This window comes from Bifidobacterium margollesii (assembly GCF_002860355.1).
Lineage (GTDB): Bacteria > Actinomycetota > Actinomycetes > Actinomycetales > Bifidobacteriaceae > Galliscardovia > Galliscardovia margollesii.
Genome location: NZ_NMWU01000015.1, coordinates 1 through 21535, shown reverse-complemented (window position 1 = coordinate 21535; position 21535 = coordinate 1). Strand labels below are relative to the sequence as shown.

The 21535-nt window shown below is 60.8% G+C and carries 13 protein-coding genes and 1 riboswitch; of the genes, 5 read left to right on the top strand and 8 right to left on the bottom strand.

Annotation, left to right across the window (positions count from 1 at the left end; genetic code table 11):
- Window positions 1-117: 117 nt before the first annotated feature.
- Together Uis1B_RS04745 and Uis1B_RS04740 are read right to left on the bottom strand one after the other, a co-directional pair.
- A complete protein-coding gene (locus Uis1B_RS04745; RefSeq protein WP_165782736.1) occupies window positions 118-1155 on the bottom strand; it encodes a class II fructose-bisphosphate aldolase in 1038 nt (345 codons plus the stop codon).
- Between the two features lie 359 nt (window positions 1156-1514).
- A complete protein-coding gene (locus tag Uis1B_RS04740) occupies window positions 1515-2699 on the bottom strand; it encodes a pyridoxal phosphate-dependent aminotransferase (RefSeq protein WP_101616211.1) in 1185 nt (394 codons plus the stop codon).
- Between the two features lie 59 nt (window positions 2700-2758).
- A riboswitch (FMN riboswitch) is annotated at window positions 2759-2910 on the top strand.
- Window positions 2911-2918: 8 nt separating this feature from the next.
- Between Uis1B_RS04740 and Uis1B_RS04735 the strand changes: the two genes are divergently transcribed.
- Together Uis1B_RS04735 and Uis1B_RS04730 are read left to right on the top strand one after the other, a co-directional pair.
- Window positions 2919-3506: an ECF transporter S component gene (locus tag Uis1B_RS04735; RefSeq protein WP_101616079.1), complete on the top strand. Its 588-nt coding sequence runs from the start codon at window positions 2919-2921 to the stop codon at window positions 3504-3506.
- Window positions 3507-3601: 95 nt separating this feature from the next.
- Window positions 3602-5992: an energy-coupling factor transporter ATPase gene (locus tag Uis1B_RS04730; protein WP_101616077.1), complete on the top strand. Its 2391-nt coding sequence runs from the start codon at window positions 3602-3604 to the stop codon at window positions 5990-5992.
- Here Uis1B_RS04730 and Uis1B_RS04725 read toward each other — a convergent pair.
- The 4 genes from Uis1B_RS04725 to Uis1B_RS04710 form a co-directional block, all read right to left on the bottom strand.
- Entirely contained in the window at window positions 5973-8558 is a 2586-nt protein-coding gene (locus tag Uis1B_RS04725; RefSeq protein WP_207763380.1) for an alpha-L-rhamnosidase, read from the bottom strand. The two genes, Uis1B_RS04730 and Uis1B_RS04725, sit on opposite strands and share 20 nt — an antisense overlap.
- Window positions 8555-10150, bottom strand: coding sequence for an MFS transporter (locus Uis1B_RS04720; RefSeq protein ID WP_207763379.1), 1596 nt, complete (start codon window positions 10148-10150; stop codon window positions 8555-8557). The genes Uis1B_RS04725 and Uis1B_RS04720 overlap by 4 nt, the downstream gene beginning before the upstream one ends.
- 65 nt (window positions 10151-10215) lie before the next feature.
- Window positions 10216-12264 (bottom strand): PKD domain-containing protein, encoded by a 2049-nt coding sequence (locus Uis1B_RS04715; RefSeq protein ID WP_101616074.1) that lies wholly within the window; start codon window positions 12262-12264, stop codon window positions 10216-10218.
- Between the two features lie 50 nt (window positions 12265-12314).
- A complete protein-coding gene (locus tag Uis1B_RS04710) occupies window positions 12315-13913 on the bottom strand; it encodes an apiosidase-like domain-containing protein (protein ID WP_101616072.1) in 1599 nt (532 codons plus the stop codon).
- 238 nt (window positions 13914-14151) lie between these two features.
- On the opposite strand from Uis1B_RS04710, the gene Uis1B_RS04705 reads away from it, so the two are divergent.
- The 3 genes from Uis1B_RS04705 (at window position 14152) to Uis1B_RS04695 (ending at window position 20137) form a co-directional block, all read left to right on the top strand.
- Window positions 14152-15195 carry a LacI family DNA-binding transcriptional regulator gene (locus Uis1B_RS04705; RefSeq protein ID WP_101616070.1) on the top strand — a complete coding sequence of 348 codons (1044 nt, stop codon included), beginning with the start codon at window positions 14152-14154 and terminating at the stop codon, window positions 15193-15195.
- A gap of 125 nt (window positions 15196-15320) precedes the next feature.
- Complete coding sequence (locus tag Uis1B_RS04700; protein ID WP_165782734.1) at window positions 15321-17666, top strand: alpha-L-rhamnosidase; 2346 nt, start codon at window positions 15321-15323, stop codon at window positions 17664-17666.
- A 50-nt stretch (window positions 17667-17716) separates the two neighbouring features.
- Window positions 17717-20137, top strand: a complete 2421-nt coding sequence (locus Uis1B_RS04695; RefSeq protein WP_101616066.1) for a glycoside hydrolase family 3 N-terminal domain-containing protein — start codon at window positions 17717-17719, stop codon at window positions 20135-20137.
- A 222-nt stretch (window positions 20138-20359) separates the two neighbouring features.
- Here Uis1B_RS04695 and Uis1B_RS12320 read toward each other — a convergent pair whose 3' ends face one another.
- Both Uis1B_RS12320 and Uis1B_RS12315 read right to left on the bottom strand, forming a co-directional pair.
- The gene (locus tag Uis1B_RS12320; protein ID WP_243390259.1) at window positions 20360-20794 is read right to left on the bottom strand and encodes a transposase; all 435 of its coding nucleotides are present in this window, start codon (window positions 20792-20794) and stop codon (window positions 20360-20362) included.
- Window positions 20785-21315, bottom strand: a complete 531-nt coding sequence (locus Uis1B_RS12315) for a hypothetical protein (RefSeq protein ID WP_243390258.1) — start codon at window positions 21313-21315, stop codon at window positions 20785-20787. Before Uis1B_RS12315 ends, Uis1B_RS12320 begins: the two co-directional genes overlap by 10 nt.
- Window positions 21316-21535: the final 220 nt, after the last annotated feature.

The following is a 21535-nucleotide window of genomic DNA, read 5'->3' as shown; positions in this document are numbered from 1 at the left end:
TGACGGTTCGATGGAAGCGTACGGGAACGCTTCGCCGGCGAGGCGACGCGACGCGAATCGTCGGGCCGGTCGACCAACACTGCTCCGGCCGGCCCGACGGCATCGGGATGCGGCCGGTCAGGCCAGCACGGGCTCCAGCACCGACTTGTATTCGACCTTGCGGGCGTGCCCGGCGCTGCCGAGCAGTTCGGCCACCTGAACCACCTTGGCGGTCATGGCCTTGCGTCCCGCGGCGTTCCACTTGCGCGGATCGAAGTACTTCTTGCCCACGCGGTGCGAACGCTGCCTGCCGTCCGCTTCGACGAAGAAGGCATCGATGCCGTTGGTGAATTCGTACTGGGTGTCGGTGTCCACGTTCATCTTCACCACGCCGTCCTTCACCGCGGCGCGCACGTCCTCGTCGGGCGAGCCGGAACCGCCGTGGAACACGTACATGTTGCGCACACCGGTCTTCTCGGCGATCTCGCTGAGCAGTTCGGGCTTGAGATCGGGGATCACGGCGGTGCCGTGCGCATTGCCGAAGGCCACGGCGAGCAGGTAGTCGTCCTCGTTCAGGCCGAGGTCCTTGAACACCTGCTGGATCACGGCGACGTCCTCCGGGGTGCTGTATACGGCCTTGTCGGCCACGCCGTCCTCCATGCCGCCCCACTTGCCACCGGCCTCGACCTCCAGCACGCCGTCCACGGCCTCCACAAGCGGCAGCAGTTCGCGGATCGTCGCGGCGTTGTCATGGATCTCGTCGTGGGAGCCGTCGAACATGAACGAATCGAAGATCTTCTCCTCGCCGGCGTCCTTGAGCTTCTTCAGCTCGACGAGCAGGGGCTTGAGCCAGGTGTCCACGTAGTCGGCATGGCAGTGGTCGGTGTGCAGCATGATCGGCACATGGTGGCTTTTGCGCAGATCGCGCATCAGTCTGCCGATGATGATGGATCCCTCGACCGGATCACCCACCGGGCTCGCCTGCTTGGCGCCGCCGATGCTCACCTGAACGAATCCGGCGCTGTTCGCCTGTTCAAGCCCTTCCATCGCCGCGATCGCGGTATCGAGATTGCTGATGTTGATCGCGGGATACGCGAACCCCCCGTCGTGCGCTTCGTCGAGCAGTCGCCTGACTTCGGACTTCGTCATGGTGAAGGTGTTGCCGGTATCGGTCATGTCCATCCCCTCAAATGCGGTGATACCGACGCCGTGGGAACAGCGTCGATGCCGGACGATCCGTCCGTCGTCCAACAGCCTCCATAGTCCCACCTTTTCATCGGCGTTCGCAACCATCGTCGGCGGCTTCCCGCCACCGTTGGCCAAAGATCACAAAAGGATAACGGATACACACGCGATATCTTGCGGTTCCGTGCGATTAGAACGCACCAATCCACCATAAATCGCACAAAATCAAACGACACGCTTACAGAAGATAATTTTCATGTCGCATGTCGTGCGATTCACTTGCCATTTCCGTGTTCGAATAAGCAAAAACTCACAACTAACCCGAACATCACCGCCCGGTCATCGTCCGTTCACCCAACCGGACCGGCAGCACACCCCAGTTCCAGCCGAATGGCTTCAAGCAGACGACGCATCCCCTCCTCGAACACGGCCGGCTCCGGCAGCAGCGACACCGCCACATAACCGTTCGCCGTCATATCGAAGAAGAATCCCGGCTGGGCCGTGGCCCGCAACCGTCGGATCAGCAACAGCACCAGATCGCTCTCATCAATGGCCGCGGGGAACCGCAGCAACACGTTCCATCCCCCTTCGGCGCGCAGCACGTCGGTGACGCCCAGATCATCCTGCGCCAGCAATTCACGCAGACGCGCCAGATTGCCCCGCGTGCGCCGCCTCACCCGTGCGGTCTGTTCATCCGCGGAGGCCAGAAGATCGGGAATCCTCCCGGCGATCAGATCGCTCATCGGCAGGAAGTCATCGGCGATCACATCAAGCCGGCGCATCGTCTCGGCGACGTCCCCCTCCGGACCGGAGACCTCGATCCAGCCGACCTTGGCGTGCGGCGCGGCCAGCATCTTCGAAAACCCGTCCAGCGCGAAGGTGAGCGCGCCGCGTTCGCCAGCCAGCCGCCGATTGCCGTCGAACGGGTCGAGCGAATAATCGAAGAACACCTCGTCGGCGATCATCGCCACCCCCCGTTCGGCGCACAACCCAACCAACCGTTGACGCTCGCCGGGCTTGACGTACGATCCGGTAGGATTGTTCGGATTGATCAGCACCAAAGCCCGTACCCTATCCGCATACTCGTCCAGCAGCGACTCGACCTGCGCGAGGTCGATCATCCATGAACCGTCATACAGCAGCGAATACTCCACCGCGGAAACGTTCTCAAGCCTTGCGATCGATTCGATCAGCGGATAGCCCGGCTTGGGCGAAAGCACCACGTCGCCCGCATCGCACAGCAGCTTGATCAGCCATGAATACGCCTGCGAGGTGGAGCTGAGCAGATAGAGCCGATCCGGATCCACGGTGCGGGAGCCATCGCGCCCGAGGAAGTCCGCCAGAGCCTCCCGTGCCGCCCGCGGGCCTCGGGGATTCGCCTCGTAGACGCCCGGAATCGCCTTCGGCGCCAGTCCGTGGCGCGTGGGATTGGAGTCGTTGAGCTTCATCAGGTTCACGCCCTCGGCCCGCGCCCGGGCCTCGGCAAGCGATATGGCATTCGGTTCGGTGACGTCCACTCGGGAGGAAAAACGCATGGTGTTCATTGTAGGCGCCGGCCGGCGTTCCACCATGCAGGCTTATGCTATACTGACCATGCAAGTTTCAGGGAAGGTGCAACTCCTTACTGGCGGTAAGCCGAAGACCGGGAATCATAACGGCCCGACGGCGAGCCCGCGACCCGCAAAGGCGGCTGATCCGGTGCAAGTCCGGAGCCAACGGTCATAGTCCGGATGAAAGAAACGAGGGACTCAGTCATGAGTGAATCTTCGCACGTCACCGACGCCCACTCCACCTCCGCGGCGGATTCCGGCCGCTGGTCCACCAAACGCATCGCCGTGTACGCGCTGTTCGTGGCGCTGACCATGGTCACCAGCTTCATCGAACTGCCGATCTTCCCCGCAGCCCCGTGGCTTAAGTACGATCCCTCCGGCATCGTGTGCCTGGTGGCCGGTTTCGCATACGGGCCGGCGGCCGCCGCAATCGTCAGCGTGCTCGGGTTCGCCCCGCATGTGTTCGCGGACCCTTGGGGCACCCTGATGGCCGTGCTGGTAGCGCTGGCGCTCAGCGTGCCCGCATCGCTGATCTACCGTCGCATCCACACCCGCAAGGGCGCGATGATCGGCATTCTCGTCGGCGCGCTCTGCGCGATCGCCATCGCCCTGCTCGGCAATCTCGTGGTCACGCCGATCTACGCGCATATGACGGTGGCGCAGGTGGCCGCGATGATCGTACCGATCCTGCTGCCGTTCAACATCCTGAAGATGGCGATCCACGGCGTGGTGACGTTCCTGATCTACAAGCCGATCTCGAAACTGCTCGACAAGAGCGGCCGGGCCGAATAAGACGGACCAGTGCACCCTGGGCCGCTCAACCCTGAACCGGCACGACCAGAACCACCCAGACCAGATGATCCGATCGGAGCGACACCGAATCAGCCATGACCTCAACCGAAGATATCCGCGAACATGCCGTAGTCGAACTGCACGGCGTGCGATTCAGCTATGACGGCGGTACCTCATGGGCGTTGGATGACGTCGATCTCATCATCCGTTCCGGTGAATATGTCGCCGTCATCGGTGCGAACGGTTCCGGCAAATCCACGCTGGGACGTCTGATCGCCGGACTCGCCGCGCCCGACGCCGGCACCGTGCGTCTGATGGGATCAACGGTGTTCGCCGACGACCGTGGCGCGGACGCCGAGACGTATCGCCGCGCCCGACATGAGATCGGCGCGGTGTTCCAGAATCCGGAGGATCAGATCGTCACCACGGTCACGGCGGACGACGTGGCATTCGGCCCGGAGAACCTCGGCGTCGCGCGCGAACGGATCGGAGAACGGGTCGAGGCCGCGCTGGCCGAAGTGGGCATGGACGGATACGAGCGAACCGATCCCACCAGAATGTCCGGAGGGCAGCAGCAACGGGTCGCCATCGCCGGCATGCTGGCCATGCATCCGCGGATTCTGGTGCTCGACGAGCCGACCGCCATGCTCGACGCCGCGGCGCGCGGCGAGGTGATGGACGTGCTCGACCGACTGCACCGGCAGGGCGTCACCATCGTGCACATCACGCACGACATGAATGAGGCCGCGAGAGCCGACCGCATCGTCGTGATGGCCCGCGGACGAATAGAGCGTGTCGAGAGCCCTGACCGGATCGGTACGGACGACCGGCTCGACCCCGCCGACGAAACGAGAGTTCATGCCACTCGGCTGAATGCCGATATGCCGTCAAACGCCACAACCGACAGCGCCGCAACCGACACATCGATCATCACCGTGGAGCATGTCCGATTCTCCTATTCAACGGACGCCGGCGGCACACCGGTGCTGGACGATTGCTCCCTGACGGTGTCGGCCGGCGAGACGGTGGCGATATCGGGCCGCAACGGTTCCGGCAAATCCACGCTGGCACGACTGCTCTGCGCATTGGAACGGCCCGATCGCGGCGACGTCACCGTGGACGGGATTCCGGTCGCGGTTCGCGGGAGCTCTCGCCGCCCTCGCAGACCAAGCAGAGCGGATCTGGCGAGACTACGCCGCACGGTGGGCTATGTGATGCAGCATCCGGAGAGGCAGCTGTTCGCCGACACCGTCGCCGATGACGTGGCGTACGGTCCGCGCAATCTCGGGCTTGACAGGCATGAGGTCAAGGAACGTGTGAACGAGGCGATGCGGCTGCTCGGCATCGAGCATCTTGCCGATCGTTCGCCGTTCGCCCTGTCGGGCGGGCAGCAGCGGCTCGCCGCCATCGCCGGCGTGATCGCCTGCCGTCCGAGGATTCTGGTCATGGATGAGCCGACGAGTAGTCTGGATGCCACTGCCAGTGCGACCATCCGTGATCTGATCGTCACGCTGCATGATCGCGGAGTCACCGTCGTGCTGATCACGCATAGTCGTGAGGAGATGGCGTTGGCCGACCGAATCATCGACCTCTCCCCCGCCGATGGCAATTCCCCCGACCATGACGACTCCCCCAGCGATGACGGTGCACGACGTTTCACGTCGAACACCGTCGTGGAATCCGAAGGGCATGGCAGAAGACCATCGTTCGTCGCCTCGCTCGATCCGCGGGTGAAGATGACGACGTTCCTGATCATGATGTTCACCGCGTTCACGATCTCCACGCCCGTGCAATTGGGCGTCGCCGCGGCGATCGTGCTGGGGATACTGGCCGCGGCACGACTCAGCCCGTTGAAGGTACTGCACACCATGCGCCTGTTCCTCGCCCTGTTCGCCGTGATGTGGGTGCTGAATCTGTGCTTCACCAGATCGGGAACCGTGCTGGTGAGCATAGGCCCGCTGCCGATCACCGATGATGGTCTGTGGATCGCCACACTGTATTTCTGCCGCTTCGTACTGGTGATCGTTCTGGGAGCGGTGATCCTTGAAACCACCACGCCCACGGCGATGACCGACGCCTTCGAGTCGCTGATGCGGCCGTTGCGCCGGTTCGGTTTGCATACCGACGAGCTGGCGCTGGTGATGAGCCTGGCGCTGCGGTTCATCCCCACGCTCACCGCGGAAACCCGATCGATCATCGACGCGCAGTCGGCCCGTGGCGGCTCGATCGAAACCGGTTCGCCCATGCAGCGCATCCGCGCCATGGTCGCCATCGCCGTACCGATCTTCGCCGGCACCCTGCGTCACGCCGACAATCTTTCCCTGGCGCTCGATGCCCGCTCCTACGAGGGCGGCGCCCACCGCACGCACTGGCATTGGCTCGTCCTTGGATGGCGGGACATCGTATTTGCCTCGGTCTGCGCACTCTACGTGGCGGCGATCATCGCGCTTCCGCTCATGCCGCCGTTCATGAACATGGCCGACTGACGATCACGCGGCCCGACCGAGTATGCCATACCCATTCGCCATTGCCCACGATGATTGGCTCCTCCGTCTCATCGGAACCCGGCAGCCGCACCTGAGCGGTGACGCCCACCGGCACGTTGACACGCAGCTCGATACCGTCACCGGTTCGACGCCAGTCCACGGCGATACGACCGTATGGACAGTCATGATGGGCCGAGACATAATCCAAACCTTCGAAGCAGTGAGGCGCCACACGGATTCGACGATAGCCGGGTGCCTCGGGAGCCAGTCCGGCGATACACCGATTCATCCAATCGACGACCGCACCGAGTGAATAGTGGTTGAACGACGTCATCTCACCGGGATTGATCGTGCCGTCCGGCAGCATGGAATCCCATCGCTCCCAGATCGTGGTGGCACCCATCGTCACCGGATAGAGCCACGAGGGGCATTCGGTCTGGTTGAGCAGACGCCATGCCAGATCCGGATATCCGGCCTCGGTAAGCGCATCGCAGAGCAGCGGGGTACCGACGAATCCGGTGCCGATATGGAAACCACCCTCCCTTACCAGCGCCGCTAATCGTCGGCCTGCCCCATCCCGCTGCCGATCGTCGGCGAGGAGTCCCCACTGCAGAGAGAGTGCGTAAACGGTTTGCGCATCCGAAGCGATCCGACCATCATCGTCCACGTATGCTTCGACGAATGCATCGCGTATCAGGGCCGCCAACATCCCATACCGAACGGAGATCGCCTTTTCGCCGATGGCCTCGGCGGCGTCCGCCACGATCTGAGCGCACCGCGCAAAGCATCCGGTCGCTACCACATCGGGATCGGCCTTGGCCTTGCCCGGCTCGTCCGGAGGGGCGGTTGGATCCAGCCAGTCGCCGAACTGGAATCCTCCCTGCCACAGGTGGTTGTCTCCGGCAAGTTCGTTCACGCGATCCACCCATGCGGTCATACTGGGCAGCTGTCGTTTGAGTATCCCGTCGTCGCCAGTACTCAGGTAGATGTTCCATGGCACCACCACTGCCGCATCTCCCCAGGCGCAGGCGGCCGGATCATGTTCGAGGAACGTCGGATTGGGAATGACATGGGGCACTCCACCGTCCGGGTACTGTTCCGCAGCGAGATCCTTCAGCCAACCGACCAGCAGACCAGAGACGTCGAACAGTTCCAGCGCGGTGGGACTGAACACCTGAATGTCACCGGTCCATCCCAATCGCTCGTCTCGTTGCGGACAATCCGTAGGAATGTCGATGAAATTCGATCTAGTGCTCCAAACCACGTTGTCGTGCAAGCGGTTCAGCAGATCGTTCGAGCAGACGAACCATCCAATGCGGCTCAGTGCCGTGCCGACCACCACGAATTCAACGTCGTCAATCATCAGATCATCGATACCCGTCACCTCCGCATAACGGAAGCCATGCAGGGTGAAGACCGGTTCCAACGTTCTGGGATCGGGACCGTCGAGAATGTAGGTGTCGGTCGCCTTGGCGGCCCGCAGCGGTCTGACGCCGAGTTCGTCGTGTTCCAGCACTTCTGCATGCCGAACGGTGACGATGCCGTCCGGCGCAAGACCACGCACATGCAGGCGAACCCAGCCCACGGCGTTCTGACCGAAATCCACTAGGGTCTTCCCGGATGGAGACTTCCAGATCCGCTGCGCACGCATCGTCCCGACGGGGAGAATGGACGGCCCATCGGGAGCGACGAGCCGTTCGGTGCCGGATTCCACCACCCGTACCGGCATGATCGGCGAATCGTCCAGATCAACACGATAATCGATGATCGTGCCGTTGTACAGATCGGCGCTGACCACGGCGCTTGACCGTGCCCGCCATTCCTCGTCGGTACCCACGGTGATTCGCTTGCCGCTTTCGGTGGTGATTTCCAGCTGCGCGCAGAGCGCCAGACGACTGCCGTAATGCGCGCGTCGGCTTTCCCATTTGAGATAGCCGCGATACCAGCCATCTCCCACTAGGGATGAGATCGTATTCTCTCCCGATCGAATCAGATCGGTGACGTCGAGAGTCCGGTAGCGCAGTCGATGAGGGTATGAGGTCCAACCCGGGTCGAGTACGCTGTCCGTCACGACCCGGCCGTTGATGGTCGCACGGAATACACCGTGCGCGGTGATGTACAGCCGTGCCGACATGACCCGATCCTTGACATGGAATGTATGGAACAGCTCAGGTGCCGGCTGATCGAGATCGGCGATGCCCTCCGGAGTAATGAACCTCGCCGTCCAATCCCGTTCGTGCAGCAGCCCGGCTTCAACCGCAGCAGGAGAGCTCCAAGGACCCCAGCCGTCGATCTCTCCGGCAACCCTCACGCGAACGACCGCACGCTGTCGAGATCGCAAAGGCTCGACCGGCCAGGGCACGAGCACCTGGCGATCACCTTCGACGGTAAGGGTGCGGCGGTCTCCACCGTCGAAGGAGACTTCCACCTGATACGCGGTCTGTCTGAACGGTGAGGACGACCGGATCTTCCACGACAGCCGAGGAGCTGCATAGCCGATGCCCAAGCAATCACCTGGAGTCTGATGTTCGAACGATAGATCGTAGACGATTCCTTGGCTATTCACGCCGACCGACCTCCTTCCTCGTCCTTCTCGTTTCCATCGGACATTGAACCGGAAGGATTATCCGTTTCCGCTTCGGCCACCGTGGCCAATTCCGATCCCATAGCTGCTTCCGCTGCCATCTCGGCCTCGACTTCCTTGCGACGGGCCTCGTTGTCAGCGCGAATCACGGCGATCTCACGGTCGAGCTTGTAGAAACACAGGATGAAGGCCACGACGGCGAACATCACCAACGGAACGATCGTGTAAAGCATCCGGATCATGTCAAGACCGGATTGGGGGACGGCCTGCGAGTCGTTTGCCGTGTCGTAGTGAGCCATGCCCAGCAGCACGCCGAGCAGACCTGCGCCGAGACCGGATCCGATCTTCGCCGCGAAGCTGTTGATGGCGCTGAGGGTGCCCTCCATACGGGGGATGCCCTTCCACTCGTTGTAGTCGGCGCAGTCGATGATCAGCAGCGCCACCACCATGGCGATCGGGGATGATCCGACGGAGGCCAGCACGCCGCCTACGATCAGCATCGGCACGTTGTCATAGGCGAACCAGTTGATGCCATAGCCGATGCAGCTGAGGAACAGGAATCCGATCATGAGTTTCGTGGTGGAGGTACGACGGATGATGGCCGGATACAGGAAGGCCAACGGGATGCCGACGATCATGACTGCGTTCAGTATGCTCATGGCGGAGAGATCACCGACAATGTGCTTGAAGTAATACACCTGCACACCCATATTGATGATGATGTTGAACACGAAGGTGGCGAACGCGATGATGTAGATATATCCGTTGTGCCGCAGTACCGACAGTACGTCACGGAACTTCGTCTTCTCGCCATGGGTCTGCACGTCGGCGTCGGTGACCTCCTTGATGAAGACGAATCGCATGATGCCGATCACCGCCAGAGGCAGGGCGAACATGCCGACCAGCGAGCTCCACCCCTGCGGGGATATGGCGAACTTCGCCATCAGGGTGGGGAATGCCACATTAAAGACGACTGCGGGAATCATGAGCAGTGTGCCACCCCAGGTGTTGATGGCGGTGTAATCCTCCTTGCGGGGGAACGCCCTGACCATATAGACAACGTTGCCACAGTTGAGGAACGTGTTGAACAGGGAGTTGACCATGGTGTACATCACGAAGATCCAGCCCACCTTCACCGGCAGGGCGAAGCTTTCCGGAGTGGAGTACATCAGCCAGGTAAACAGCCACACGCCGATGATGCACCATTCATACGGACGACCGCGACCCCAGCGGGTATTGGTTCTATCAACCAGGTACCCGCCGACGAGATCGATCACACCATCGAACAGCTTGCTTACCAACAGGATGCTGCCGACGATGGCGGCCGGCATGTGCAGGGTGTCGGTACAGTAGATGGTCAAATAACCGAGAATCAATGTGGCAACTGTGTATGAGACTCCTCGCGACTGCCATACCAGCATCTTGCCGAAACTGATGGTGCGCTTGCCTTCCTGAGGAGGCTTGGATCCCTTTCCCGTACGGGTATCGGATCCTGTGCGAGCATCGGGAATCTCATTCCCCCTGGTGGTTGCGGCACCATCGCCGACCACGGACTCCGTCGTTGCAGTTGCCATGGTTGTTCTCCTGTTTCTCCTAGATTATCGATGTCATTGTCATTAATGCCGTATTCGTCTGCCGATCACGCGTCGACGATGACGCGCGCACGGCACAGGTTGAGGATCTGACCGAATCGGTCGTCAGAGTCCCCATGACGGTTCGCCGCAACACGGACGACCGGGAAGTACGTACCGGGCCGGGAGTAGGCATGCTCGGTCTCGGCGACGCCACGCTCACCGTCGTCCCAGATCCCGTCGAAGGTGGATCGCGTGCCGTACCCCTCTCCTTCGCCGAAGTTCCATTCCACGGTGACGACCATGCCGGCACCGTGCGGCACCCGCGCTTCGGCGACAAGATGCACCGGCTCCCCGGCCCGGACGTGCACAGCCTCGAGCCCGTCTGCCAACAGGGTCACCATTGGCTGCAGCCCCTTGCGTTCGTCGGGGTCGTTCGGAGTGAGCATCTGTCCGCCGTCGATGACGTATCGGGTCGAGGGATTGGGCTCCACGCCGTGTTCCACCCAAGCTGCAAGGTCGAGCAGGGACTGATACAGGGTACCGAGGTAACTCACCAGATGAGTGTCATCGAGCACCTCCTCACCGTCGTCGTGAATGGCATGGTCGGTCACGTACACACGGAATCGATCTTCGAAGTCGTCTCCCGCCCATTCGCGGACCTTGTTCACATACCAGTCGGCCTGCGAGGAAAAGGCGCTTTCGTCCATCTGCGAAAGACAGACGATCATCTTTCCGTTGAATTTGCCGTTCTGCAGTGATCCGCATCCCGACAGGGCAAATCCGGGGCCGTAGTTCTTGGCGCGTCGAGGATAGATCGGCTCGCCGTGTTCGTCCCGGTAGATGTCCCACTGCTTCGGAGCATCCTCCCCCGGGCGCGGCACCTGATGGCGGTGGTAGGTTTGGATGGCGATGTAATCGGAGTTGTCGATGAACACCGTATCGCCGGGCTTGATGGCAGAAAGACGTTCCGCCATGTCCTGGATGCCGAATCCCGGAGCAAGCGTCACCACGTTGCCTGCTCGGCTCTCCAGCGGCACTTCAAAGCCCGCCGACGCCCCGGAGGTGACCTTCAATGTGGCGAAGTACACGTATGGATCGCCTTCAGGCAAGGATTCCAGTTCGATCCACGGTCGCCCGCCCATACCATTGACGCCGTTCATGCGTTCGAAGGAGGAATTGGCGCCCGTGGCGTGGGTGTCGATGTCGTCCCCGACCCGACCGGGAACGTGAACTCGCACCACCTTGGTTTCGAATCTGATACGGTCCCACGCCGCCGAACCGTTCGGATCGTAGCCAAGATATCCCGGCTTGGTCCAGAAATCATCGAAGTACGTGTCGTCATCGGAATCGACCAACGGTCGGACGACCGGCAGTGATCCGTCATCGAGCAGATTGTTCAGCGCCCAGGTCCGCAGGGGAAATCCGAAGTCGGTGACTTCATGCAGGAAGGCAGTCTCCTCGTCGGTGAGTCCGGCGAACGGATCGCCGCTACCTCCCGGTTCGAGCGCATCGTTGATCGAATCAAAGCAGTGTCGCAGCACACGCTTGCCGTGGGAACGAATGGTCTGAGTGTTGGGAATCGAGGTGGGAGTGCCGATGATGTATGGCACCGAACCGTCCCAAGTGGCAGTGTTCTGTACACAGGCGATGGACTTGTAGCCTCCTCCCGATCCTCCGTACACGTAGCCGTATGGCCGGTGCGGCCCGTACATGTCAGCGGCCACGGTTCGCGAGTATTCCGCGGCGCATGCGCTTTCGCGATACATCATGGTCGGGTCCGGAAATGAGGCGAACGGCGTGGTGAACCCCATATTCGTTTCTACGAAGTACGCACCATGCGTCAGTGCGAAGGTGATTCTGTCCTTGAGTCCGGTCAGGGAGTCGGAAGCATCCTCATGGTTTTGCATCGGGGCCACGAAGTGGAAGAACCGGCCCTCGTAATGCTCGGGTTCCGGGAAGAAGAACGAAAATCGTGCATCGGTTCCCCTGAATCCTCCATGCACGTAGCGGCACCGAACGCCTTGGCGCGCTCTCCACTCGTCGATGTCAATGTATGGTCGGTTGTATTGCGTGTCCGTCGTTGGATCATACGGTGCCGTGAATTCGGCGTTCATGCGATTCTCCTTTGAATCTTCGGATTTCTATGTTTGCGATCGACTTGGGGTCATCGAGCCGTTGCGATGATGGCCTGCCCCTCCTTTCCAAGCATGGGGACGATGACCTTACCTGTAACGCCTTCGAGCACGGTGGTACGGGTCATGTCCCAAGCGTCGATCACTTCGACGTCGTACGAACGGGTGTCGGGCAGTTCGATCTCAGTATGGACGCAGCATTGACGGGAGAGATACCACACCATCACATCGTCGTCGCTGCGTCCCTGAATCGGTCGTAGGTCTTGCACGAGATCAAGAAACCGCTTCTCGTCGAGTCTCATGATTACCTCGGTCATGGTGCCCTTGACGCCATCAGGGAGCTCACCGCTTTTGCGCATGGCCAGCAGTTCGTTCACCGGCATACCGAACGCGCCGCCGACCGCGGGCTCCATATCGTTCGGCAGAGATTCCATGACCTCTCGCAGGAAAGCGATGCGTACGGGACTTTCACCATGCAATTCCCCTCCTCGAGCCCACCACAGCACGTCGTCGGGATCTTCGAAGGTTTCGCCATGTGTGCAATAGCCGCCGAGCGTGAATGCGGTCCAGAATCGATCTACCAGTTCGAACGCCGAAAGATTGCCCCAATCATAAATGATGTTGCCCTCATAACCCACCTCGTCGAAGATCACGGGCTTGCCATGCCTTTCGATGAGATCACGCACCAACCCGGTATGCCCGTTCTGCACGCAGCAGTGCGTGGTGTTCGGTTCATCGAAATCCCAGTAGTTGACGAAATTGTGGTTGCTCAGCAGATGATGATACGGGTCATTGCCCCCGATGAACGCAGCGAAGTCACGCCACCATGAATCCTCGAAATCGGTCATGAGATCGTATTCGTTGGCCAGAGACCACCAGACATTGGGCAGTGCGGCAAGACGACGAACGGCATAGTCCAGATACGTCAGGCATTCCTCATGGCTCATTCGCGCGAATCCCCAGCGATCATAGGGATGGAACAGAATGAGGTCGACTTCGATGCCGATCCGTCGCATTTGACCGATGCGGCGCTCCAGCTCGTCCCAGTATCGGTAGCAGGGGCGGCTCGAGTCGAATCTTCCACCGGTTCTTTCAAACGGGAACCATTGCGGGTCTGCCGCATTGGCGAAGTAGTGCTTGGGGAACACGCACATGCGCACCTTGTTGAAAGGCGCTTCGGTCAGCGTCTCAATGGTCTGATCGATGAGCTCCTGACTTTGATGCACCAAAGCATAGACGGTGGTGCCGAAGGGACGGTACGGAGTTCCGTCATCGTAGGCGAATCGCGCACCGTTCGCCCTCACCATGCCATGCAGAGAACTAAGATCGACATGCCAAAGGGCCGCCGATTCCTTCCGCTCGGAATCATGCAGGGAAAGATCCTCCGATTGCGCCGGCAGACATTCCTCCGAACCATCGCCCTCGAACAGACCCCGGACCCGCCAGGTGCAGTGTCCGGCATGCAACGGAAGGAAGCGGATCACGTACCGTCCATCACCGGCATGGAAGCCTTTGACTCGGGTCGTCGTTCCGGCAAGCGTGAAGATCGCCTCCAGATCGACAGCCACCTCCTGACCGATCTTCGGAGGTTCGCCGCGGAAGTTCAGTTCGAATGTCCTATAGCACTGCATGAAATCGTTTTCCTTTGCGCTCAACTATGACGAACGATTCTCGATGGCTCTACATTGAACCAGCTTGTTTGATGGTGTCCACCATATCTTTTGTATAACGTTCTACACATTACCACAATTTGTACATCGAAAGTACAAACCTCTGCAATCACAATAATCATTCGGCGTGTCTAGGGAAATGCATTGTAGAACAGCACACAACATCGACGGTTTTCATGCATCGATGTATGCTTTTTCCATGACGTCGACACCAGAACCCACCGGCAAGCATCGGAATCCGACCATCAAGGATGTGGCCGCCGAAGCCAACGTGTCCGTGTCGGCGGTGTCCAAGGTGCTGCGCAACGCCTACGGAGTGAGCGACGAGATGCGCACCAAGGTCAACAAGGCCGCTCAGACGCTGGGATACCGTCCCCGCACGGCCGCGAGATCGATGCGAGGCAGATCGTATTCCATCGGCATCGTGATGCCCGGCATCGTCTCATCATTCCCCACGCAGATCGCCGAGGAGATCGACGAGGTCTTCAAACCCACGCAATACCAGCCGCTCATCGCCGTCGGCGGAGCTCTCGGCACCGAACAGATCAACGCCGCCGAGGCGATGCTCGACCGACAGATTGACGGCATCATCCTCATCTCCCCCTGGATGGACATCTCATGGGTGGAGCGGCTCGCCAAGCGAACACCCACCGTACTGGTGGCCCGCAACGGCATCGGCACCCACTACGATTCCGTGACGGACAACGCCTTCGAAGGTTCCTTGGCCATGGTGAACTATCTGGTGGAGCTGGGGCACCGCAGCATCGCCTACACCTCCATGCCTGACGGCGGTCTCAAACGCCCTTATGTGCTATCGCACACCAGCCGGCAGGACGGATATGAATACGCCATGAAGATGCACGGACTCAGGCCACGCATCGTGACGACCACCTACAGCGAGGACGGAGGATACACGGCCGGATGCCAGCTGCTTGACGACGACAACCCGCCGACCGCCATCTACGCAGGCTCCGACATCGCCGCATTCGGCGTGATGAGAGCAGCCCAAGAACGGGGACTGCGCATTCCCGAGGATCTCACCATCACCGGATACGACAACGTCTTCGCATCCGGTCTGCACGGAGTGAGTCTGACCACCATCGACCAGTCCAGCAACGAAATGGGCAAAACGGCGGCAAAGCTGCTGATCGAACGGATCAACGGCCGAACCGAGTCGGTATGCCGAGTCGAATCGCCGAAACTTGTGATCAGGGGATCGTCGGCCCATCCAGCCAAACGATAGCATTCCCGACAGCACAAGCGACATGCCGACGGTGTTCGTCGCTCATACTAGATGTAGAATGTTCTACGAAATGGAATCATCAATGTAGAATCCATTCCGTAATTATCCAGCGAAAAGAGCTCGTTATGAACTCCTCAGTGCAAAAATTCGATCCCAAATCCGCACTCGTCGATGCACAGTGGATCACCATCGATGATGGTATTCCCCCAGGAGAGCGTCCGGCCTACGATTTCCGAACCGTCTTCGATCTGCCGCAATCGTCATGTGCGGCGACAGCCCGCCTGACCGTCACCGCACACGGTATCTACGAAGCCTTCCTCAATGGAATGCGAATCGGTGACGACGAATTGCGCCCCGGATTCACCAGCTACTCCAAGACCCTGTATGTGCAGCAGTACGATGTCTCATCGATGCTGCGCCCCGGAAGCAACGAACTGCGTCTGCGCGTCAGTGACGGATGGTATCGAGGTCGATGCGGATACTCTCGTTTCGCCGATAGTTTCGGTAATCGGATCGCCGTCATCGCATCGCTTAATCTCGACGGAGATGATCATTCGCAACGCATCGACACCGACGGCCGCTGGCAGGTGACGGTCAGCGAAATAGTTCAAGCCGACCTCATGGACGGACAGACCACCGATTTCACCCGCATAGGGCATGAATCATGGCAGCCCGTGGCGATCAGCAGCGATCCCCTCACTTCGGATCGGGAACGCTTCGCCATCGATCCCGCACCTCCGATCCGTTGTTGCGAGCGATATGTTCCCCGGTCCATCACAAGACTGGCTTCAGGACGACAAATCGTGGATTTTGGACAGAACATCAGCGGATGGGTCCGTCTGTCCGAACTCGGTCCGGCAGGGACCAGGATAACCCTGACGCACGGCGAGGCCCTGAACACCGACGGCGATCTGACCACCGACCATCTGAGAGCGCTGGTCGGCCCAGAAATGACTCCGTTGGAAGCCGGCCAGATCGATCATGTGATCTCACGCGGACGCGAGGAAGACGTCTTCGAACCGCGCCATACCACGCATGGATTCCGCTATGTGGCCGTGGATGGCTTGGCGAATGATCTTTCCCCCGACGATATCAGCGCATTCCAAGTACGTAACGATCTCACCCATATCGGCACCTTCTCGTGTGGAAACGATGAAGTGAACGCACTTCACCGCATCGCGGTTGCCAGCTGGCGGGCCAATTCCTGTGCAGTTCCCACCGATTGCCCGCAACGAGAACGGTCCGGCTACACCGGAGACATACAGATCTTCGCCCATACGGCCGCATTCCTCGACGACATCGACTCCTTCCTGCGATCATGGCTGAGATCGCTTGCCGATGATCAACTCTCCGATGGCCGTGTCACCAATGTGGCGCCCAACTGCGGCAACGGCCCGGATTACGATCCGAATGATATCATTCACGGCGCCGGAGGGTGGGGGGACGCCGCCACGGTGGTTCCCTGGGAGCTATATCAGGCATACGGTGATATCGATGCGCTTCGAGAGAACTATCAGATGATGAAACGCTGGGTGGAGTTTCAGGAGCGAAAAGCCGCATCCTCACGGCATCGAGATCGCGTCGCGGCCCGGCCGACTCCGGCACCGCACGAACGGTATATATGGGATACCGGATGGCAATGGGGCGAATGGCTGGAGCCTGACATGGTCTTTGATCCCGTCAAAGTCGGTTTCTGGGAGCAGGGCATCGTGGCCACGGCATATTTCGCGCACAGCGCCGAAATCCTCTCCCGCACGGCCCACGCGCTCGGACGCGCCGACGACGAACTTCGATTCGGGAAACTGGCCGAACTGGTTCGACTAGCATGGAGAGCGGAATTCATGCACGATGACGGCACGCTTGTTCGAGACACTCAGGCCAGCTACGTTCGGGCATTGCGGTTCGGGCTGATCCCCGAACCGCTCCGACCCGCCGCCGCTGCACGCCTTGCGAAGCTCATCGAAGACGATGGCTGCAAACTGGCCACCGGCTTCCTCTCCACCGGCATGCTGCTGCCCACGCTCGCCGATTACGGATATGCCGATCTGGCCTATCGTCTTCTACTGGGGCATGACGAACCGGGCTGGATGGTGATGCTCGATCGAGGAGCCACTACGGTTTGGGAAAACTGGCACGGAGTGGACGAGCAGGGGCATCCGACCGAATCTCTCAACCATTACTCCAAGGGTGCGGTCATCACCTTCCTGCACGAATACACCGCAGGATTGAAAGCCACCGCCCCCGGATATCGGTCCTTCACCGTCCGACCCTACGTGTATCCGCCGTTCGACCATGCCAAGGCGACGCTCGAATCGCCATACGGTCGCATAGAGGCCGGGTGGCAGGTAGACGGGGACGCGGTAATCGTGACCGTTCACGTCCCGGAAAGCACGGAAGCCACGGTGGTGCTGCCCGACGGCACCAGATGCCATCCGAATCCCGGCGATCATGCGTGGACGTACCGATTGTAGACCGCGCCACCTGCAATCCGAAAACCGACATCTCAACCGAAGGAACGCTTATGAAACGTTATCTGGACCCGACCCTCTCTCCTCGTCAACGGGCCAACGACCTACTGGGCAGGATGAGCATCGACGAGAAAATGGCTCAGGTGACCTGCTATTTCGTGCCGGACTTCACCATGGACCCTGCCGATTTGCCAAGGACCGACACCGACTACGCGTACGGGGCCGGACAGATCAGCTGTCTGACGATGCGAGACCTCGAAACGCTGGATCAGGTGACGACCATGCAGCGGGCCATCCAGCAACGATTCATGGAACTCAGCCCCCACCACATTCCAGCCATCTTCCATATGGAAGGTATATGCGGAGCCTACTCCCCCGGAGCGACCAGCTTCCCTTCGGGCATCTCGAGAGGCGCCGCTTGGGATCCTGAGTTGGAGCGGAGCATCGGCGACGTTGTCGGAAGACAGGAACGAGCCATCGGCATCAGCCAGACATTCGCACCCGTACTGGATATCTCCCGTGATTCCCGCATGGGACGTCAGGGGGAAACCTACGGGGAGGATCCCACGCTGGCGTCGGCGTTGGGATCGGCGTTCACCGATGGTGTGCAGTCCAGCCGCCCCGACGGCTTGACCACGGAAGCCGTGGCCAAGCACTTCACCGGATTCCACGCCGCTCTCGGCGGCATCCACGGCGCCAATGTGGAGCTGAGCGATCTCGAACTGCGAGAACAATACGCCAAACCTTTCCAAGCAGCCATCAGCGAAGCTCATCTGCGAGGCATCATGCCCTGCTACGCTTCGATCCGCAACGAACCAGCATCGGGTTCCAAACGCCTGTTGACAGCCCTGCTGCGCGATGAGATGGGATTCGACGGTCTCGTCGTCTCCGACTACGGCGCAATCACCAACATACACACGGTGCAGAAGGTGACGGAAAGCCTGACCGAAGCCGGACTGCGGGCCATGGAGGCCGGCATGGATCAGGAGCTGCATGTCCGGTCCGCGTTCAATAACGAGCTGGCCGAATGGTTCCGCAGCGGCAAGGCGGATATCGCCATACTCGACCGCGCGGTGCATCGAGTGTTAGAGGCCAAGTTCCGCATGGGCCTGTTCGAGCATCCCTTTGCGCTGCAGGGTGATGAGCTGATGAGCGAGTTCTTCCATGACGGCGACGCCGATGTCACGCTTCGGGCCGCTCTGGAATCGATGACGTTGCTGAAGAACGACGGTACGCTGCCCATCGCCGACGGCATTCGCACGATCGCCGTCATCGGTCCGCATGCCGAAAACGCCCGGTACCTGTTCGGGGGATACACGCATCTGTCGATGGCCGAAGGCGCCGTGGCGGCCATGACATCCATGGCCGGTATCACCACCGCCGAAGATTCCGGGGCCGGCACATTCGAGACACTTCCCGGAACCCCGATCCAAAGGTCCGAAGGAGGTAGATTCGACGCAATCCTGCACCGACTACACCCGAAGGCCACCACGCTCGCAGACGAACTGCGTCGGCTGCTTCCCGGCATTACCGTCATCACTGCACACGGCTACGATCATTCCGGTACCGACGAATCCGGATTCGATGAGGCTCTGCAGGCGGCGGCACAGGCCGATCTGGTCATCGCCACGGTGGGTGGCAAGCACGCCACCTCGTCGATAGCATCGATGGGCGAGGGCGTGGACGCCACGGACATCAACCTCTCCCTCGCACAGGAACGGTTCATCGAACTGCTCGGCGAAACCGGCAAATCCATGGTGCTGGTGCATATGAACGGCCGTGCGATCTCCAGCGACGCCGCCGACCGGTACGCCAATGCGATCCTCGAAGCATGGAACCCTTCGGAATCCGGATTCGAAGCCATCGCGCGCACCCTGACGGGAGACTACAATCCGGCCGGCCGTCTGCCGGTCACCGTTCCGTACACCGCCGGGCAAATCCCCTTGTACTACAATCATCCAAACGGCTCCGCATGGCATCAGGGAGACAGCGTCGGATTCCCGGAATACGTGGATTCCCCGCACACGCCGCGATATCCCTTCGGCCATGGCCTGTCGTATTCGAGGTTCGCCTACGAGGATCTGACCATCAATGACACCGACGTACGGGTCGGAGACGTCGTAACGATATCGGTCACGATAGCGAACGTCTCCAATCGTGACGGCGAGGAGGTCGTGCAGCTCTACGTGCGCGACCGATACGCCAGTATGACACGCCCCGTGATGGAACTGGCCGGATTCCGCCGTCTGCCCATCGCCGCAGGGAGACGCCGCAGGATCACGTTCGATCTGAAAACCAGTCAGCTGGCCTTCCTCACCGTTGATCGGCAGTGGAAGATCGAACACGGCACCATCGATGTGTTCGTTGGCGGATCCTCGCAGGATCTGCAACTTCATGGAAAGTTCGAAATTCTCGGCGACCGGATCATTGAGGGGAAGGAGCGCGGATTCTACGCGAAGTCCGTCGTCGAATGATCGATGCGGAGCGTTCGCAACTGCCACAGGACAATCGCACAGTCACTGCGCGGTATTCATGGAGCAGGCCCCCGCAGGTCGTCGCGAAGTGTCCGCGGAACCGCATCGCATCGTGATAACACTGCCGAAGCCGTGGAAAGGCTGGCCTCAGCACATTGCGTTGAACACATAGCACAGGAGGAACAATCGGCTCTTCCGATTTTGGTGTGTAGGGGGCGTGTGTCATAGGTGGGTCTGGATGGTGTGTCTGAAGCCACCGGTGTGCAGTAGGCTGCGGGTGATGTAGTTGTCGAGGTTGCGGAAGCCGAGGGCGATGCCGCGTAGGGTCTCGAGCCTGCCGTTGATGGCCTCGGTGGGCCCGTTGGCGCTGTGCTCCCGGTCGAAGAACGCGAGGACGTCGCCCATGCGGCGTTTCAGAGTACGGCCCAAGACGGCGAGTTCGGGGCAGCCGGGCGCGGCTCCCCTGGCGTTGAGCGCCTCGATGAGCTCGGCCATCACGCCCTTGCCCTTGCGTCTGTCCTCCTGCGCGTAGCAGCGGATGATCCTCTGGTAGGCGCCGTGCGCTAGCCTCAACGCGACGTTGGCGGGGTCGTCGAGCAGGCGGGCGGCGCGCTCCTTCTGCTTGTCGGTCCTCAAGGTCTCGATCTTCAACAGCACGCGTCGTCCCCGTCCAAGCGTTTCGGGTCGCCGATCAGCGTCTCCATGCCCTTCTCCAATACGGCCTTATTGACGGCCCCCCACGAGCAATGCAGGTCGCGCGCGCACGCCAGGATGCTCTTCGACTTCAGCACGACCTCGGCCGCGGCCCACCACGCCGCCGCCTCCGTCAGCCGCCTGCCCTCCGGGGCGACGCGGGTCAGGTCGTCCGTCCACGAGCGCGCGCACGGCACGCACTCGTAGCGGCGCACCCGCACCATCAGATGCACGGCGTGCTGGCCGACCGGCGTGTGCGCCAACCGGCGGAGCCACGAGGAGCGGATCCGTCCGGCGTCACCGCACCGCGCGCAACGGCGTGCCGTGTCGTCCCCGGACTCGCAGCCGATCAGCCACACACCCGCACGCGAGCCGGCCTTCTCGTGCCGCTGCCAGACGGGATTCAACCCCAGCTTGTCGAGACCGAGCAGGACACGGCCATCAAACGCGCTAGACTCGATGGCAAGCCGCGCGGTTTTCTTCATTTTTGGCGCTATTGCTGTTTTCGTGGGTGTGGGTTCGTCGTTGAGCCGTTGATTTCGTAAGCGTGAGGGGCGTTCCCGTGTATTCTGTTTTCCGACCAAAGAAATGAACCACGGAGAACGCCTGATGAACAGCTTATTCAAACGTCTTCTCAACGTCAAAGGCATGGTCGTCGAGGACGTGCGGGTCGCGGACTCGCCGCTGCGTCCCGAGCCCGTGCTC